At 73.4% G+C, this 14,703-nt stretch carries 16 protein-coding genes; 6 read left to right on the top strand and 10 right to left on the bottom strand.

What is annotated here, in order from left to right:
- Nucleotides 1–116 precede the first annotated feature (116 nt).
- From AB0C04_RS27055 to AB0C04_RS27045, 3 genes are all read right to left on the bottom strand, one after another.
- Nucleotides 117–1,058: a hypothetical protein gene (locus AB0C04_RS27055; RefSeq protein WP_357059689.1), complete on the bottom strand. Its 942-nt coding sequence runs from the start codon at nt 1,056–1,058 to the stop codon at nt 117–119.
- Between the two features lie 224 nt (nt 1,059–1,282).
- Nucleotides 1,283–1,732, bottom strand: a complete 450-nt coding sequence (locus AB0C04_RS27050; protein ID WP_357059687.1) for a pyridoxamine 5'-phosphate oxidase family protein — start codon at nt 1,730–1,732, stop codon at nt 1,283–1,285.
- 45 nt (nt 1,733–1,777) lie between these two features.
- Nucleotides 1,778–2,371, bottom strand: coding sequence for a pentapeptide repeat-containing protein (locus AB0C04_RS27045; protein ID WP_357059684.1), 594 nt, complete (start codon nt 2,369–2,371; stop codon nt 1,778–1,780).
- A gap of 74 nt (nt 2,372–2,445) precedes the next feature.
- Here AB0C04_RS27045 and AB0C04_RS27040 point away from each other — a divergent pair, with 74 nt between their 5' ends.
- Nucleotides 2,446–3,678, top strand: coding sequence for a serine hydrolase domain-containing protein (locus tag AB0C04_RS27040; protein WP_357059682.1), 1,233 nt, complete (start codon nt 2,446–2,448; stop codon nt 3,676–3,678).
- Between the two features lie 139 nt (nt 3,679–3,817).
- On the top strand, nt 3,818–4,459 hold the full coding sequence (locus tag AB0C04_RS27035; RefSeq protein ID WP_357059679.1) for an NAD(P)H-binding protein: 642 nt from the start codon (nt 3,818–3,820) through the stop codon (nt 4,457–4,459).
- 11 nt (nt 4,460–4,470) lie between these two features.
- On the opposite strand, the gene AB0C04_RS27030 is transcribed toward AB0C04_RS27035, so the two are convergent.
- Entirely contained in the window at nt 4,471–4,935 is a 465-nt protein-coding gene (locus tag AB0C04_RS27030) for a PPOX class F420-dependent oxidoreductase (RefSeq protein WP_357059676.1), read from the bottom strand.
- A 50-nt stretch (nt 4,936–4,985) separates the two neighbouring features.
- A complete protein-coding gene (locus AB0C04_RS27025; protein ID WP_357059673.1) occupies nt 4,986–5,627 on the bottom strand; it encodes a hypothetical protein in 642 nt (213 codons plus the stop codon).
- Between the two features lie 306 nt (nt 5,628–5,933).
- On the opposite strand from AB0C04_RS27025, the gene AB0C04_RS27020 reads away from it, so the two are divergent.
- On the top strand, nt 5,934–6,710 hold the full coding sequence (locus AB0C04_RS27020; protein ID WP_357059669.1) for a D-Ala-D-Ala carboxypeptidase family metallohydrolase: 777 nt from the start codon (nt 5,934–5,936) through the stop codon (nt 6,708–6,710).
- A gap of 97 nt (nt 6,711–6,807) precedes the next feature.
- Here AB0C04_RS27020 and AB0C04_RS27015 read toward each other — a convergent pair whose 3' ends face one another.
- From AB0C04_RS27015 to AB0C04_RS27000, 4 genes are all read right to left on the bottom strand, one after another.
- Nucleotides 6,808–7,218, bottom strand: a complete 411-nt coding sequence (locus tag AB0C04_RS27015) for a hypothetical protein (RefSeq protein ID WP_357059666.1) — start codon at nt 7,216–7,218, stop codon at nt 6,808–6,810.
- An 87-nt stretch (nt 7,219–7,305) separates the two neighbouring features.
- A complete protein-coding gene (locus AB0C04_RS27010; RefSeq protein ID WP_357059664.1) occupies nt 7,306–8,730 on the bottom strand; it encodes a DUF234 domain-containing protein in 1,425 nt (474 codons plus the stop codon).
- A 94-nt stretch (nt 8,731–8,824) separates the two neighbouring features.
- The gene (locus tag AB0C04_RS27005; RefSeq protein ID WP_357059791.1) at nt 8,825–9,487 is read right to left on the bottom strand and encodes a response regulator transcription factor; all 663 of its coding nucleotides are present in this window, start codon (nt 9,485–9,487) and stop codon (nt 8,825–8,827) included.
- A gap of 95 nt (nt 9,488–9,582) precedes the next feature.
- Entirely contained in the window at nt 9,583–10,833 is a 1,251-nt protein-coding gene (locus tag AB0C04_RS27000; RefSeq protein WP_357059662.1) for a histidine kinase, read from the bottom strand.
- 133 nt (nt 10,834–10,966) lie between these two features.
- Here AB0C04_RS27000 and AB0C04_RS26995 point away from each other — a divergent pair, with 133 nt between their 5' ends.
- The 3 genes from AB0C04_RS26995 (at nt 10,967) to AB0C04_RS26985 (ending at nt 13,397) form a co-directional block, all read left to right on the top strand.
- Nucleotides 10,967–11,860, top strand: a complete 894-nt coding sequence (locus tag AB0C04_RS26995; RefSeq protein WP_357059660.1) for an ATP-binding cassette domain-containing protein — start codon at nt 10,967–10,969, stop codon at nt 11,858–11,860.
- 68 nt (nt 11,861–11,928) lie between these two features.
- Complete coding sequence (locus tag AB0C04_RS26990) at nt 11,929–12,651, top strand: ABC transporter permease (RefSeq protein ID WP_357059789.1); 723 nt, start codon at nt 11,929–11,931, stop codon at nt 12,649–12,651.
- Between the two features lie 2 nt (nt 12,652–12,653).
- Entirely contained in the window at nt 12,654–13,397 is a 744-nt protein-coding gene (locus tag AB0C04_RS26985) for a hypothetical protein (RefSeq protein WP_357059658.1), read from the top strand.
- 145 nt (nt 13,398–13,542) lie between these two features.
- Here the strand turns inward: AB0C04_RS26985 and AB0C04_RS26980 are convergent, their stop codons facing one another.
- Nucleotides 13,543–14,574, bottom strand: coding sequence for a hypothetical protein (locus AB0C04_RS26980; RefSeq protein WP_357059656.1), 1,032 nt, complete (start codon nt 14,572–14,574; stop codon nt 13,543–13,545).
- Nucleotides 14,575–14,703: the final 129 nt, after the last annotated feature.

The following is a 14,703-nucleotide window of genomic DNA, read 5'->3' as shown; positions in this document are numbered from 1 at the left end:
CCGAGGTCCCTTCTGATCAACCAGGTTCATCGCGCCCACGCTACCCCTGCCCACACTTCCCGGCCGGACGAACGGCTGCCGCTGACCACCGCCGGGAAAGGGCACCCGGTCGCCGGTCAGCGCAGGGCGACCGCTTGGACCCCGACGTTGCCGCAGTCGCCGGTGAAGACCTTCTCGGTGCTCCAGTTGATCAGCAGCCGGGCGCCCCGGGGGGCGCGGAACCGCAGGGTGAACTCGGCACTGCGGCTGGTGTGCGGATCCTCCATCCGCAGCGTGGTGGTCGGGCCCCCGGTCGAGAGCCGGGCCTCCAACCGGCCTCGGGCCATCCAGAGGCCGGCGTAGAGCCGCACCGTTCGCAGCTCGCCGCTGCCGGCGACGGCCAGCGCGAAACCGTTGCCCGCCCCGCAGGTGTAGACGCCGTTCGGGGTGCCGCTGGCCGCCCGCACCGCGGCGCCGTCCCGCCAGCTGAAGACCTCCTGGTTGCCGTCCCAGCCGCCGCGGGCGCCGCGGCCACCCTCGTCCGCGATCTCTCCGGACCCGTTCCGTTTGCGGACCGTCGAGTCGCCGCCGCGCAGCCCCCAGTGCACCCAGTCCCGGGGCCCGGCGGCGGTCAGGTCGACCTCGGCCGGGATGTCGCCCTGGCTGACGGTGAGCAGCGCCGGCGCGGGCGTGGGAGTGGTGACCGACGGGGTGGGCGCGACGCTCGGCGGTCGCTGTCGGGGCCGCAGCCCGGGGCTGGCCGGCCCGGTGTCGCTCCCGTTCGCCTCGACCGCCGGGAAGCCGGTCGGCCTGCCCACCCCCGCCGGCACCCCGGGCGAGCCGGGCTCGGCCTCCGGCCCGGATCCGACGTACGCGATCAGGGCGGTGAGGCTCGCCAGCGCGGCGAGCCCGGCGACAGCCCACCGACGCTGGCCGACCGGGGCCAGCCACCAGCGCAGCGCCGGGTGAGCCGCGAACGGGGCCCGCGACCGGTGCCGCGCCGGTGTGGTGGTTGCCCGATGGCCGGCTCCCCGACCGGACGTACCCGTGCCCGTCCGCGTGAAGTCGTCCTCCGCCACCGGTCCCTCCGCTCCCCACCAGACGGTCCGGCCCGGTGGGAAGCGGCCGTCCCACCGCACGGTCGTGCCGCGCCCGGTTCGTCGGATCCACCAGAACCGGACGGTCGCCGCGCCCAGTCTGTTACGGCAAGGTAGCGGACATCGATCGGAAGCGGAATCTCGGTCCACCTCTTGCCGACGGCGGGCCGGGACGCGGCCGGCAACCGCGACGACGGCCCGGAGGATCAGCGCCGCTCGCGGCGTCGCAGCCCCCGGCCCGGGTGCCAGCTCTCGATCACCAGGTGGTCGGGCGGGTCACCCACGCGGGTCAACACCACCTCGGTCAGCTCGATCCGGAACCGGTGCGACCCGTCGTCCGCCGGGGTCTCCTCGTGGGCGACGCCGCTGATCTTCGCGTCGCCGCCCCAGGAGGTCGGGTCGTCGGCCGGAGTGTCCTCGGTCGGGCAGTGCAGCGCCACCCGCGGGTCGCGGCGCAGGTCCATCGCCTTGCGGGCCCCGGTCATGCTGCCCAGCCGCAGGTGTTCCGCGCTGAAGTCGAACTCGGTGCCGCTGATCCGCGGCGCGCCGTCGCGGCGCAACGTCGCCATCGTGCCGTGCTTGCGGACCGCGAAGCGGGCCCGCACCCGCTCGGCGAACTCGGGTTGTTCCTTGAGCAGATCTGACCACCACGCCATGTGGCCACCATGGCAGCCAAACCTGACAGCCGACGTCGACTTTCGTCAGCGGATCTCGAAGCCGAGCGCCCGGGCGATCATCATCGCCTGCTCCGGGTCGACGACCGCGCCGGCCCGCTCGACGACCAGCGGGTCGAGCGCGCTCAGGTCGCTGCCGCGCAGGTCGGCCCCGCTCAGTCGGGAGCTGTGCAGCTGCGCGCCGGAGAGGTCGACGCCGGTCACCGTGGCGCCGGTGAGGTTGGCTCCGGTCAGGTCGACCTCGCGCATCCGTACGTCGGTCAGCCGGACGCCGCGCAGGTCGGCGCCGGGCAGCGCGACGAACGACCAGTCGCCCCCGGCGACCGTCAGCGGACGCAGGTCACACTGGTCGAACGTGCTGCCGACCAGCTTGCAGCCGGTGAACTCGGCCTCGAAGAAGTTGCACCGCTTGAAGACGCACCGGGTGAAGGCGGAGTCGACGTGTCGGGAGGCGTTGAAGAGCACGTTGCCGAAGGTGCAGCCGGTGAAGACCGCGCCCCGGCTCACCGCCTCGGTCAGGTCCACGTGGAAGAACTCACATCCCACGAAGTGCCGCTCGGTCAGCTCCTCGCCGTACCAGTCCTCGTGGCGGAAGGTGGTGTCCTCGGTCAGCTCCGGCATCCGGCCAGGCTAGTGGCCGCCGCCGACACGATGGCCCTTCCGGTAGCGGCGAACCGGCGAGTAGGTTCGGCGACGTGAGTGTGACGCGGAGCATCGACCCGGACCAGATCGGCTTCGACCCGGCGCGGCTGGCGCGGATCGACGAGCACTTCGGCAGGTACGTCGACGACGGCCGGCTCGCCGGCTGGCAGGCGGTGGTCACCCGGCGCGGTGAGGTGGCGCACTCCACGACGTACGGGCTGCGCGACGTCGAGGCCGGCGCGGCGGTGGAGCCGGACACCCTCTGGCGGATCTACTCGATGACCAAGCCGATCACCTCGGTCGCGGCGATGATGCTGTGGGAGGAGGGCCGCTTCGAGCTGACCGACGAGATCAGCCGCTGGCTGCCCGAGTTCGCCGACCTGCGGGTCTACGCCAAGGGTTCGACGCTCAAGCCGTACACCGTGCCGGCGGTCGAGCCGATCCGGGTCTGGCACCTGCTCACCCACACCTCCGGCCTGACGTACGGCTTCATGCAGACCTCGGTGGTCGACGGCCTCTACCGGGCCGCCGGTTACGACCTCTACCCGCCGGCGGACGTCGACCTGGCCACCGCCTCCCGGGCGTTCGGCGAGCTGCCGCTGCTCTTCCAGCCCGGTACCGCCTGGGGCTACTCGGTCGCCACCGACGTGCTGGGCCGGCTGATCGAGGTCGTCTCCGGGCAGAGCCTGGACGCCTTCTTCACCGACCGGATCTTCCGCCCGCTCGGCATGACCGACACCCACTGGTGGGTCGAGGGTGACGCCGCGGACCGGCTCGCGGCCCTCTACGCGCCCGACCCGCGCACCGGCCGCGCGTTCCGTTACGACAAGCTGGGCGCGCTGGCGTACGAGAAGCCGGTCCTGCACTCCGGTGGCGGTGGCCTGATCTCCAGCGCCGCCGACTACCACCGGTTCACCCAGCTGCTGCTGCGCGGCGGCGAACTGGACGGGGTGCGGCTGCTCGGGCCGCGCACCGTGCGCTTCATGACCCGCAACCACCTGCCCGGCGGGCAGGACCTGGGCACCCTCTCCACCGGCGGTTTCGCCGAGACCACCCTCGACGGGATCGGCTTCGGGCTGGGCTTCGCGGTGGTCGACGACCCGATCCCCAGCCGGGTGCCGAGCAGCGTCGGCGAGTACTACTGGGGCGGGGTGGCCAGCACCGCCTTCTGGGTCGACCCGGCCGAGGAGATCACCGCGCTCTTCTTCACCCAGCTCATGCCGTCCAGCACCTACCCGATCCGACCGCAGCTGCGCCAGCTGGTCTACTCCGCGCTGGTCGACTGATCCGCCGTCGGCCGGGGCCCTGCTCGGCCCGGCGCGGCGGCGCTGGCCGCCGTGCTCGTCGAGTTCTTCGGGTAACGGCACACGCCGGCCGTGCCGGTCAATAGCCTGAGGGCGGGGCTACGTCCGGCGGGAGGCGATCATGAGCAACATCGTCGTGTTCGGCGCGGGTGGCACCGCGGGATCCCGGGTCGCCGCCGAGGCGGTCGACCGGGGGCATCGGGTGACCGGGGCGGTGCGCCGCCCGGAGGCCACCTCGTACCTGCCGACCGGTGTCCAGGTGGTCACCGGCGACGCCACCAGCGAGCGGAGCGTACGCGAGCTGGCCCCGGCGGCGGACGTCTTCGTGGTGGCGATCGGCGGCGGCGACCGGGAGCTGTGGCGCGACGCGGCCGAGACGCTGGTCGGCACGCTGCGCCAGCTGCCCGATCCGCCGCGGATCATCCACCTCGGCGGTGGGTCGACCCTGCTCACCCCGAAGGGGACGCCCTACCTCGACGAGCCGGACTTCCCGGCGGAGTACCGCGCCTCGGCCCAGGGGCAGGCCGACGCCCTCGACTACTACCGCACCTGCGCGGACGGGGTCACCTGGACGTACGTCTCTCCACCGCCGCTGGAGTTCCATCCCGGCGAGCGGACCGGGCAGTACCGCACCGGCACCGACCAGCCGGTCACCGACGACCAGGGCCGCTCCGTGCTCACGTACGAGGACCTCGCGGTCGCGATCGTCGACGAGATCGAGAACCCGCGGCACGAGAACACCCGCTTCACCGCCGCGTACTGACCGGGCGGGGGCTAGTCGGCGAGGCGGGCCGGGAAGCCGCCGGTGGCGATCGGCCCCCAGCTGTCGATGGTGACCCGGATCAGCGACTTGCCCTGCCGGAGCATCGCCGCGCGGTACTCGTCCCAGTCCGGGTGCTCGCCGGAGATGCAGCGGAAGTACTCGACCAACGGTTCGAGCGCCTCCGGCAGGTCCAGCACCTCGGCGGTGCCGTCGATCTGCACCCAGGGCCCGTTCCAGTCGTCGGAGAGCACGCAGGCCGACACCCGTGGGTCGCGGCGGATGTTGGCCACCTTGGCCCGCTCGGGATAGGTGGAGACCACCAGCCGACCGGCGGTGTCGACCCCGGCGGCGACCGGCGACGACTGCGGTCGCCCGTCCGCGCGGGTGGTCATCAGGAGCACCCTGTGCCGGGGCCGGAGGAACTCGACCAGGGCGTCCCGGTCGACCTTCGTGTTTGTCGCGATGCTGGGGGCCACGGATCGTTTCTACCAGGGCATCCGGCCGGGCCGCGGCGCGGTGCCCCGGGTCAGCGGGGGTGGTGGGCCCGACGGTCGGCGGCGGGTTGGGCGGGCACCCGGGGCCGGCCGGTCGGGCGCCAGGCACGGCCGTTGGCGTAGATCACCCGGAAGCCGAGGTACGACGCGAGCGGCGCCCAGTGGGCCGAGCCCATCCGCAGTTCGGCCGCGTTGTGCCGATGCCCGTTGGCGAGCACGTCGAGCAGCACGGTTTCGAAGGCGGCCGATTCGACCCAGTCGACTTCGCGGGTGAAACCGCAGATCAGGGCCGCTCCGGTGATGTCCAGGAATTCGCGCAGCGCGGCGTCGGAGGCGCGCAGCACCGAACAGCTGCCGAAGTAGAGCCGTCGCCCCTCGCAGCGGCCCGCCATCAGGTCGGCGACGTCGGCGAGTTCGACGGAGTGCCAGTCGGTGAGGCGGAGCCGGCTCGGTTCGCCGTGCATGGCGAAGAAGCCGACCCGGTGGTCGGCGTACTGCTTGAGCAGCCAGCGGTCCAGAAAGTAGAAGAGCTCGTCTCGGGTGGCCGCGTCCTTGTGGATGAATCGGATCTTGCCGAGCCGTTCGAGCAGTTCGAGCGTGGGCAGCACGGAGCCGCGTTCGTTCAGGTCGCGATGCCACTGCCCCTCGACGCAGAAGACGCCTCCCCGGGCCACGTCCACCTCCGCCAGTCCATCAACCGGCGCTGACGTTACCGCGTCGCCGAGGCGGGAGAACATCACCCTCGGTGGGGCACCGCGCGACGTTCGGTGTGGTTTTGCGCATTTCTGCCGCCGTACGGTGGGAATGGTTGTTTCGCAAATCAGCCGAATTCACAGTCACTACCCAGGAACCGCGAATCATGAGGACGATTCTCGTTAATCGCCACCAACCCGAACGATGAGTGCCAGGGTGGAAATCACGGGACGCACGGTCGATGTCCCGAAGCCCACCCCAATCGCTCTCCTATCGGGAGGACTTCTGTGCGCGTAAACACCCTGAAGCGGGCTGCCGTCGCCTTCGCCCTGGCTCTGCCGGGCGCCGCGATCGCCACGGTGGTCGCCGCGCCAGCAGCCCACGCCGACGGCTGCTACACCTGGAACCGCAACCTCTACCAGGGGCGGTCAGGTAGCGACGTCCGGCAATTGCAGATCCGGATCGCCGGCTGGGCCGGCTACCGCGACATCGTCGAGAACGACGGCATCTTCGGACCGAAGACCGCCGCCGCGGTCCGGCGCTTCCAGCAGGCGTACGGCCTGCGCGCTGACGGCGTCGCGGGCCCACAGACCTACGGCAAGCTCTACGAGCTGCAGGACAACGACTGCACGCCACGGCACTTCAGCTTCACCGAACTCGACGACGGCTGCGGGCGCAGCGGCTGGAGCGGCGGCCCGCGCCCGGCCGCCGAGACCCGGGAGAACGCGCTGCGCAACATGTGGAAGCTGGAGGCGCTGCGGCGCAGCCTCGGCGACAAGCCGCTCAACATCAGCAGCGGCTTCCGCAGCCAGACCTGCAACAACCGGGTCGGCGGCGCGTCGGACAGCCAGCACCTCTACGGCAACGCCGCCGACGTGACCTCGCGCAACTCGTCGCTCTGCCAGGTGGCTCGCGAGGCGCGCAACCACGGCTTCAGCGGCATCTACGGGCCGGGCTACCCGGACCACGACGACCACGTGCACGTGGACTCACGGCGGGAGAACAACAGGGACGACAGCTCCAACACGACGAGCTGGTCGGCACCGGACTGCGGGGTCCGCTGAGCGGTCACCGGTACCGACGCCGGCCCGGCGCGGGTGGGGAACCCCGCGTCGGGCCGGCGTCGTCCTGCCCCGGTCGGGCTGGCGGCCGTACCTCCGCTCAGCTCGCCCGGGGCCAGCGCGGCGCGGGGGCGGGGGGAACCACCGGCCGGCCGGTGCCCGCGGCGTGCACCACCGGGCGTACGCCCGGCGGCACCGCCCGGGCGGCCTGACCGGTGGCGGTGAACGGGAAGGGCACGTGCACGAACGGGTTGCCGTGCCGGATCAGCGCCTCGATCTGGCGGTCGTTGAGCCCGTGCGCGCTCAGCACCCGCCGGCCCCAACGGTGCAGGCGGCACGGATATGTGGCCCCGTCGTTGCGGCACAGCGGCCCGGTCGGCCACTCCTCCGCGGTGTGCACGACCACCGCCCGGACCGCGAGCCGGACGTCCTCGGGGGTCAGCGGCGCCGGCATCGGCACCTCACCCAGTACCTGATCGATGGGATCCGTCGACTGCTCACCAACTCGCACGGCAGACCTCCCGCAACTCGGCAGCGGCGCGGCGGGCCCGCCGCACCACATCCTCGGGCAGTGGTACGGCCGCCGCCGACCAGAGGTTCAATCCGGGTACCCGGCGAGCAGGTCTTCCGGTGACAGCCCCTGGACACCGTCGGTGGCCAGGCCAGCGCGGGACACCGCGATCGGCACGACATCGTCGTCCCCACCCGGCAGGCGGGACCGGTGCTGCAGCAGACGTCCCAGGTCGTGTGCGTCGAAGGGTCGGTTCTCCAACCACTTGATCGAGCCGACAAAGGTGATCCGTTTCGCGACCGGCCCGCGATCCGCACCCACGAGGTCGATTTCCGGATCGTTGGTCCGGGTCCAGTAGCCACCCACCTCCGCGGTGCCGTCGGGAAGTCGGCCCGGGGACAGTCGGCGCAGGGCCTCCCGCACCACCGGTTCGATGGCGCGCCCACGCCAGCTCGTCCAGGCGGACGTGATCCGGGCCAGCGTCACATCGCCACGGCCCCGCTCGACCTCGGGGAGGTAGGGCCCGAGGAAGGAGAGCCAGAACCGCAGATAGGGGTCAGCGACGGAGTATCTGGTCTCCCGGGAGGGCTTGGTCGACAACGGCAGGCTGACCTCGACCATCCGCTTCGCCGCCAGCAGCCGCAGTGCCCGGGTGAGAGACACCGCAGGCAGGTCGCCGGCCGCCCGGGCGATCAGCGAGAAGGTCCGCTCACCGGACCCGATCGCTCTCAACACCAACCCCGCCTGGGACTGTGGCGGGAACTCCGCGGCCAACGCCCGCTCGCCGCTGACGATCAGGGCGGAGGTCGGGTCGGCGACGGCGCCGCTGAGGTAGTCATGCAGCGTGGCGCCGGAAGGCCACTCGTCGAGGATCAGCGGCAGCCCGCCGGAGACCAGGTAGGCGTCGAACGCCTCTGCCGCGGAGAGGTCGAGCATGCTTCGGACGTCTGCCGGGCTCAGCGGCGGGACGACCATCTCTGTGGCGCGCTGGTGGAACGGCCGGCCGTAGTCGTTCAACGCCTCCATCATGGCCAGGTCCGACCCGACGCAGATGAGGAGGACCGGAAGGCGGGAAAACTCCCGGTCGAACACCTTCTGCAGGGTCCCCTCGAACCCCGGATCGGTGCCGATCAGGTACGGCATCTCGTCCAGGACGACGACGCTGGGTCGGTCGCTGGGCAGCGCGGCGGCGAGCAGGGTGAGCGCTGCGTCCCAGGTCTGCGGGGTCTGTCCTTGGAAGAGGTGAGCCCCCGGAAGGCTCGACCCGACCGCCGCCTCGACGAACAGCGCGAGGTCGGCGGCCACGGTGGGTTGCGCTGAGGCGGTGAAGAACACGTGCGGAACAGCGGCCCGCTCGACGAACTCCTCGACCAGCCGCGACTTGCCCACCCGGCGTCGTCCACGCATCAGCAGGGCACGGCCCGGACGCCCAGCGCGGCCGCCGCGCCGTACCCGCTCCAGCATGGCGTCGAGTTGGGTCAGTTCACGGCCGCGCCCCACGAAACCGTCCATACCGCCATCCTTGACACTACCAAAAATGGAACAACCAAGGATGAGTGTAACCCGTTCGCGGGGGGTGACGGCTGAGGTGGGGCGCTGGGCGGGGTCAGACCAGGCCGGCGTCGTGCACCAGCAGGGCCACCTGCACCCGGTTGTTGAGGTCGAGCCGGGTCAGCAGCCGGGAGACGTACGCCTTGACGGTCGCCACGCTCATGTACAGCTCGGCGGCGATCTCCGCGTTGGTCCGGCCCTGGCCCAGCGCCACCGCGACCTCCCGCTCGCGCTCGCTCAGCCCGGCCAGCCGGCGCAGCGCCCGTTCCCGGCGTGGATCGGGCCCGGCGGGAGTGGGCGCGGCACCGGTGACGTGCGCGATCAGGGTACGGGTGACCACCGGCGAAAGGGTCGCCTCGCCCGCGGCCACCCGGCGCACCGCCTGCACGATCTCGGCCGGCGGGGTGTCCTTGAGCAGGAAGCCCGCCGCGCCGGCCCGCAACGCCCGGAGCACCTGCTCGTCGGCGTGGAAGGTGGTCAGCACCAGCACCTCGGGGGGCTGCGGCAGCGCGCGGAGCGTCTCGGTCGCGGCCAGGCCGTCCATCCTCGGCATCCGGATGTCCATCAGCACCACGTCCGGTCGGGTCGCGGCGACCGCGGCCGGAACCTCGCCGCCGTCGGCCGCCTCCCCCACCACCCGCAGGTCCGACACCCCGCCGAGGATCATGGACAGCCCGGCCCGGACCAGCGGGTCGTCGTCGACGATCAGCACCCGCACCGGCTCTCCGCCCGGGGCGGGCTCGCTCGGCGCCCCGCCGCCGGAACCCGCCGGGCCGGCCGCGAACGACTCCGAGCCGGCCACCCCCGGCCCGGTCACGCCGGCCACGGCAGCCAGGCGGCGAGCCGGAAGTCGCCCCGGTCGTCGCGCCCGTGCTCGAGCCGGCCGCCGGCCAGGGTGACCCGCTCGGTGATGCCGACGAGCCCGGTGCCGGCCCCGGGCAACTGCACGGCGCTCACCCCGCCCACCGGCCACCGGTTGCGGATCTCCACCGTGAGCCCGTCGCTGGGGCCGCCGGCCAGGTTGACCGTCACCACCGCGCCGGGGGCGTGCTTGCGGGCGTTGGTCAGCCCCTCCTGCACGATCCGGTACGCGCTGCGCCCGACCGCGGCCGGCACCGACCCCCGTGCGGCCACCAGGTCGCTGGCGTTGACCCGGACCCCGGCGGCCCGGGACTCCTCGATCAACGCCGGCAGGTCACCCAGGGTGGGCTGCGGGCGCTGTGGATCCTCCTCGTCGGCGGTCTCCGCGCGCAGCACCCCGATCACCTCGCGCAGGTCCTGCAACGCCGCGTGCGCGCTCCCCCTGATCACCCCGGCGGCCTTCGCCACCTCCTCAGCCGGCGCGTCCGGGCGGAACTCCAGTGCGCCGGCGTGCAGGCTGAGCAGCGAGATCCGGTGCGCCAGCACGTCGTGCATCTCCCGGGCGATCCGGGTGCGCTCCAACTGGCGGGCCTGCGCCACGCGCAACTGCTGCTCCGTTTCGGCCCGCTCGGCGCGCTCACGCAGCGACACCACCAGCTGCCGGCGGGCCCGGACGAACATCCCCCAGGCCAGCACCGTCCCGGCGATCACCACGCCCCACACCGTGACCGCCCAGTACGACATGTCCGGATCCGGGCGCAGGTAGCCGAAGGCGAAGTTGGTGACGAGCCCGGCCGCGCTGATCGCCAACGCGACCGCGGTGCGCCGGTGCACCACCACCGTGAAGTAGATGATCAGCAGCGGGATCGCCGCGCCGAGGGAGAAGGCGGTCAGCGGCAGGCTGGCCACCGCGAGCCCGAGCGGCCAGCGTCGGCGGAACCAGAGCAGCCCGCAGCAGACCAGCCCGAGCAGCGCGTCCGCCACGATCATCCAGCCGTACGGCAGCCGCGTGGCGAGCGTCGGGTGCGGGGTGAGGGCGTCCGCCGTGCTGAACAGAACCCAGGTGAGAGAGAGCAGGAAGGCGAGGCTGTCGACGATCCAGTCGCGGGTGGTGCGCCGCGGATGGGCCCGGGACCGGGCGGTCGGCACGACGAGCGCCCCGGGCAGCAGCCACGGGTGTTCCGGCACGACGGCGCTGGTCACCCGCCCATGCTAGGCATCGGCGCGCTCCGGCGACCAGCGACCAAAGTCGAGATCCGGGGGTCGACCAAGGTCGCCGCGGTCATCGACCGCCGGCCGCAGCGGACGGCCGGCCGGCGCGGGCAGGCTCGACGGCATGATCAGCGTGGAGCATCTGAGTAAACGGTACGGCCGGCACGCGGCCGTCGACGACGTGTCGTTCCGCTGTGAGCCGGGCACGGTGACCGGATTCCTCGGGCCGAACGGCGCCGGCAAGTCCACCACCCTGCGGATGATCTGTGGGCTCACCCCACCCACCGCCGGCGGGGCCACCGTCGACGGGCGGCCCTACCGGCAGTTGGCCAACCCGGGGCGTGAGGTGGGCGTGCTGCTGGACGCCTCGGCCCAGCACGCCGGGCGCACCGGTCGGGAGGCGCTGGCCGTGGCCGCGTACACGATGGGGGTGGACCGGCGGGAGGTCGGCGCGAAGCTCGAGCAGGTCGGGCTGGACGCGGCGGCGGCGAAGCGGCGGGTCCGGGCGTACTCGCTGGGCATGCGGCAGCGCCTCGGCCTGGCGCTGGCGCTGCTGGGCGACCCGCGGGTGCTGATCCTCGACGAGCCGGCCAACGGGCTGGACCCGGAGGGGATCTTCTGGATGCGCGGTCTGCTGCGCGACTTCGCCGACCGGGGCGGCACCGTGCTGCTCTCCTCCCACCTGCTGCGCGAGGTCGAGGCGGTCGCGGACCGGCTGGTGGTCATCGGGGGCGGCCGGATCGTGGCCCAGGGCGACAAGACCGAACTGCTCGCCGGCGGCGGCACGATCGTGCGCGCCCGGGACGTCGCGGCGCTGCGCCGGGCCCTGGACGCCGCAGGCCTCGCCGTCGCCGACGCCGCGGACGGGCTGGTGGTCCGCGCCGACGGTGAGGCCGTCGGGCAGGCCGCCGTGGACGCCGGGGTGGCGTTGACCGAGCTGCGCCCGGCCGGCGGCGGCCTGGAGCAGCTCTTCCTCACCCTCACCGCCGCCGAGTCGACCAAGGAGGCCGACCAGTGACCACCACGACCGCACCTCCCGCGAGCGCCGTCGCTCCGCAGCGCCGTCCCGGCCTACGACGGCCGTCCCTGCTCCGGTTGACCGCGGTGGAGCTGCGCAAGCTCACCGACACCCGGGCCGGGCTCTGGCTGCTGATCACCATCGGGCTCACCACCGCCGCCATCGTCGTCCTGCAGCTCATCTACGCGAACGAGGCGGACCACACGTTCGTGAACTTCTTCGTGCCGTCGATGCTGCCGGTGGGGGTGCTGCTGCCCGTGCTGGGCATCCTCTCCATCACCAGCGAGTGGTCGCAGCGCACCGCGCTCAGCACGTACGCGCTGGTGCCCCGCCGGGAGCGGGTGGTCGCGGCGAAGCTGGCCGCGGTCGTGGTGGCGGCGCTCGCCTCGGTGCTGGCCAGCCTGGCGGTGGCCGCCGCCGGAACGCTGGTCGCCGGCGCCATCGGCGACGGTGGCGGCTGGCGGTTCGACGAGTCGCTGCTGCTCAACGCCGTGGTGTTCCAGGTCGCGAACGTGCTGATGGGCGCCGGTTTCGGGCTGCTGCTGCTCAACACCCCGCTCGCCGTGGTGAGCTACCTGCTGCTGCCCACCGTGTGGTCGATCCTCGGCGAGCTGGTTCCGGGGCTGCGCGGGCCGGCCGGCTGGCTGGACACGGGGCGGACCATGGAGCCGCTCTTCACCGGGGAGCTGACCGCCGGGCAGTGGGGCCGACTGGGGGTGTCGTTGCTGGTCTGGCTGGCCGTGCCGGTGCTCGCCGGGCTGGTCCGGACGCTGCGCCGCGAGGTGGCCTGACCATGCTCGGCGCCCCTGGATCGCGCAGCACCGTCACCGGCGGGGCGGCCGAGCTGGCCGTCATGTGGGGTGGGTTTCCGCTGCTCGGCGCGGGAGCGGGCTGGTTGCTCGCCGCGGCGGCCGGCTGGATCGCCGCGCTGCCCTGGGCGCCGGTGCAGGGGCTGTTCGAGGCGCTGTCCCGGCTGCCGCAGCCGCAGGTGACGATCGGCGCCGCGGCGCTGGGGGCGCTCGCCGGCGGGCTGCTCGCCACGGCCGGCACCGCCGAACGGCTCACCGTCACCGTGCAGAACGAGCGGGTCGGGCTGCGCCGCGACGGCCGGCGGCAGGACGTGGCCCGGCGCGAGGTCCGCGTCGTCTTCGCCGACGACCGGGACCTGGTGCTGCTCGACGCCGACGGCGGCGAGCTGGTTCGGGAGCGTTCGGAGCTGGACCGGGACCGGCTGCGGTCGGCGTTTCGGGCGCACGGCTGGCCCTGGGCGGACGAGGACCCGCACCGGGCGGCGTACCGGCTGTGGGTGACCGGGCTGCCCGGGCTGCCGGTGGGGGCCGACGCGCTGCTGCGGGCCCGGCAGGACGCCCTGACCCGGGAACGCAAGGACGACGTGCGGGAGATTCGCCGGGAGCTGGGTCGGATCGGTGTGGTGGTGCGCGACGAGGGGCACCGGCAGTACTGGCGGCTGACCGGGCGGGCCGTCCTGCCCGGGGCGGAGCCGGCCCCGACCGAGCCGGAGGTCGACCGCCGGTAGCTCGCCTGCCGCGCGTGCGTCAGGTCGGACGGACCGTTGGCCGGGGGCGACACTCGACGAGCCAGATACCGCAGAGTCATTTTTATGCCGCTGAGGTATCTGGCTCGTGCCGGGCAGAACCGACGGCACCGCCCTGGCCTCGGTGTCAGCTGATGGGCCGGGTCGGCCGAGTCGCCTGGGCGGGAGCGGCAGCCAGCGCCGGCAGCCAGGCCAGCAGCAGCCCCATCCCGAGCCCCACGAGCAGCCCGGCCAGCGAGATCAGGATGTCGGAGTCGGCGGCGTGGATCGGGCTGTTGCCGGCGAGCGCGGTGAACGGCGCCCCGACCCGCAGGATGATCATGAAGATGCCGACGAGGAGCAGCATCGCCATAGGGCCGATCAGCGCCGCGACCGCGGCCAGCGCGTGCCGCGCCCAGGCCGGGCGACCGCCCGGCCACCTCCAGGCCAGCAGGGTCACCCCGGTGAGCAGCACGGCGCCGAGGGTCACCTCGGGCAGCGCCCGCGGACCGGGCGGGACGGCGCGGACCAGCCCGATGCCGAGCACCGTGGCCGCGCCCAGCCCGACGGCCAGCCAGCCCCGGGCCCGGGTCACGCTCGGCGCCGCCGCCAGCGCACAGCCGATGGTCAGTGCGGCCAGCAGCGCCGCGGTGGCGAAGGCCGCCGGATGCAGCTCCGGCTCCCGGTCGGTCGGCGACTCGATGCCGGCGGCCACCATGGTCGACACCCCGGCCACGCAGGCCGCGACGATCAACGCCCGCTGCCAGGCCGGGTCAGCAGGCTGGCCGACGGCCCCGGGCCTCCTGCGCTCCACGAGGGCCAGCAGGGTGGCCAGCGCGGCGAGCAGCCCGCAGCCGGCGGCGGCGAGCAGCACGGTCGACTCGGCGCCGGTCGGATCGCTCCGGTCGAGCGCCAGGTCGGCGGCGACCCACCCGCCGCCGAGCAGCACGGCCGGCGCGCTCCACCGGCGGTCGCCCCGCCCGGCGAGCACCAGACCGAGGACCACCCCGAGGATCGCGACGAAGCGCAGGTCGCGAGCCCAGTAGGTGTTGTTGCCCGGCAGATTCTCCGACCAGGGTCCGATCGGCTCGGTGAGCGGTTGCAGCACGGTCAGATTGACCGCCCAGAGCACGGCGGCGGCTGCGGCGAGGAACAGCCCGACCGGGCGCGCGGATCGCATCCGCGCACGGTAGCCGCAGCATGGCCCGGTGGCGACCCCGACGGTGTGAGCGGCCCGACGGGAACCGGCCGCAGCGCCGACGGCCAACCGCCGCGGGCCGTCGCGACCGGCCGCTGGCGGGAGCTGATA

Origin of the sequence: Micromonospora sp. NPDC048909, from assembly GCF_040649635.1 — a bacterium.
Taxonomy (GTDB): Bacteria; Actinomycetota; Actinomycetes; order Mycobacteriales; family Micromonosporaceae; genus Micromonospora.
The sequence above is the reverse complement of the archived record's forward strand: the minus strand, read 5'-3'. Positions and strand labels throughout refer to the sequence as shown.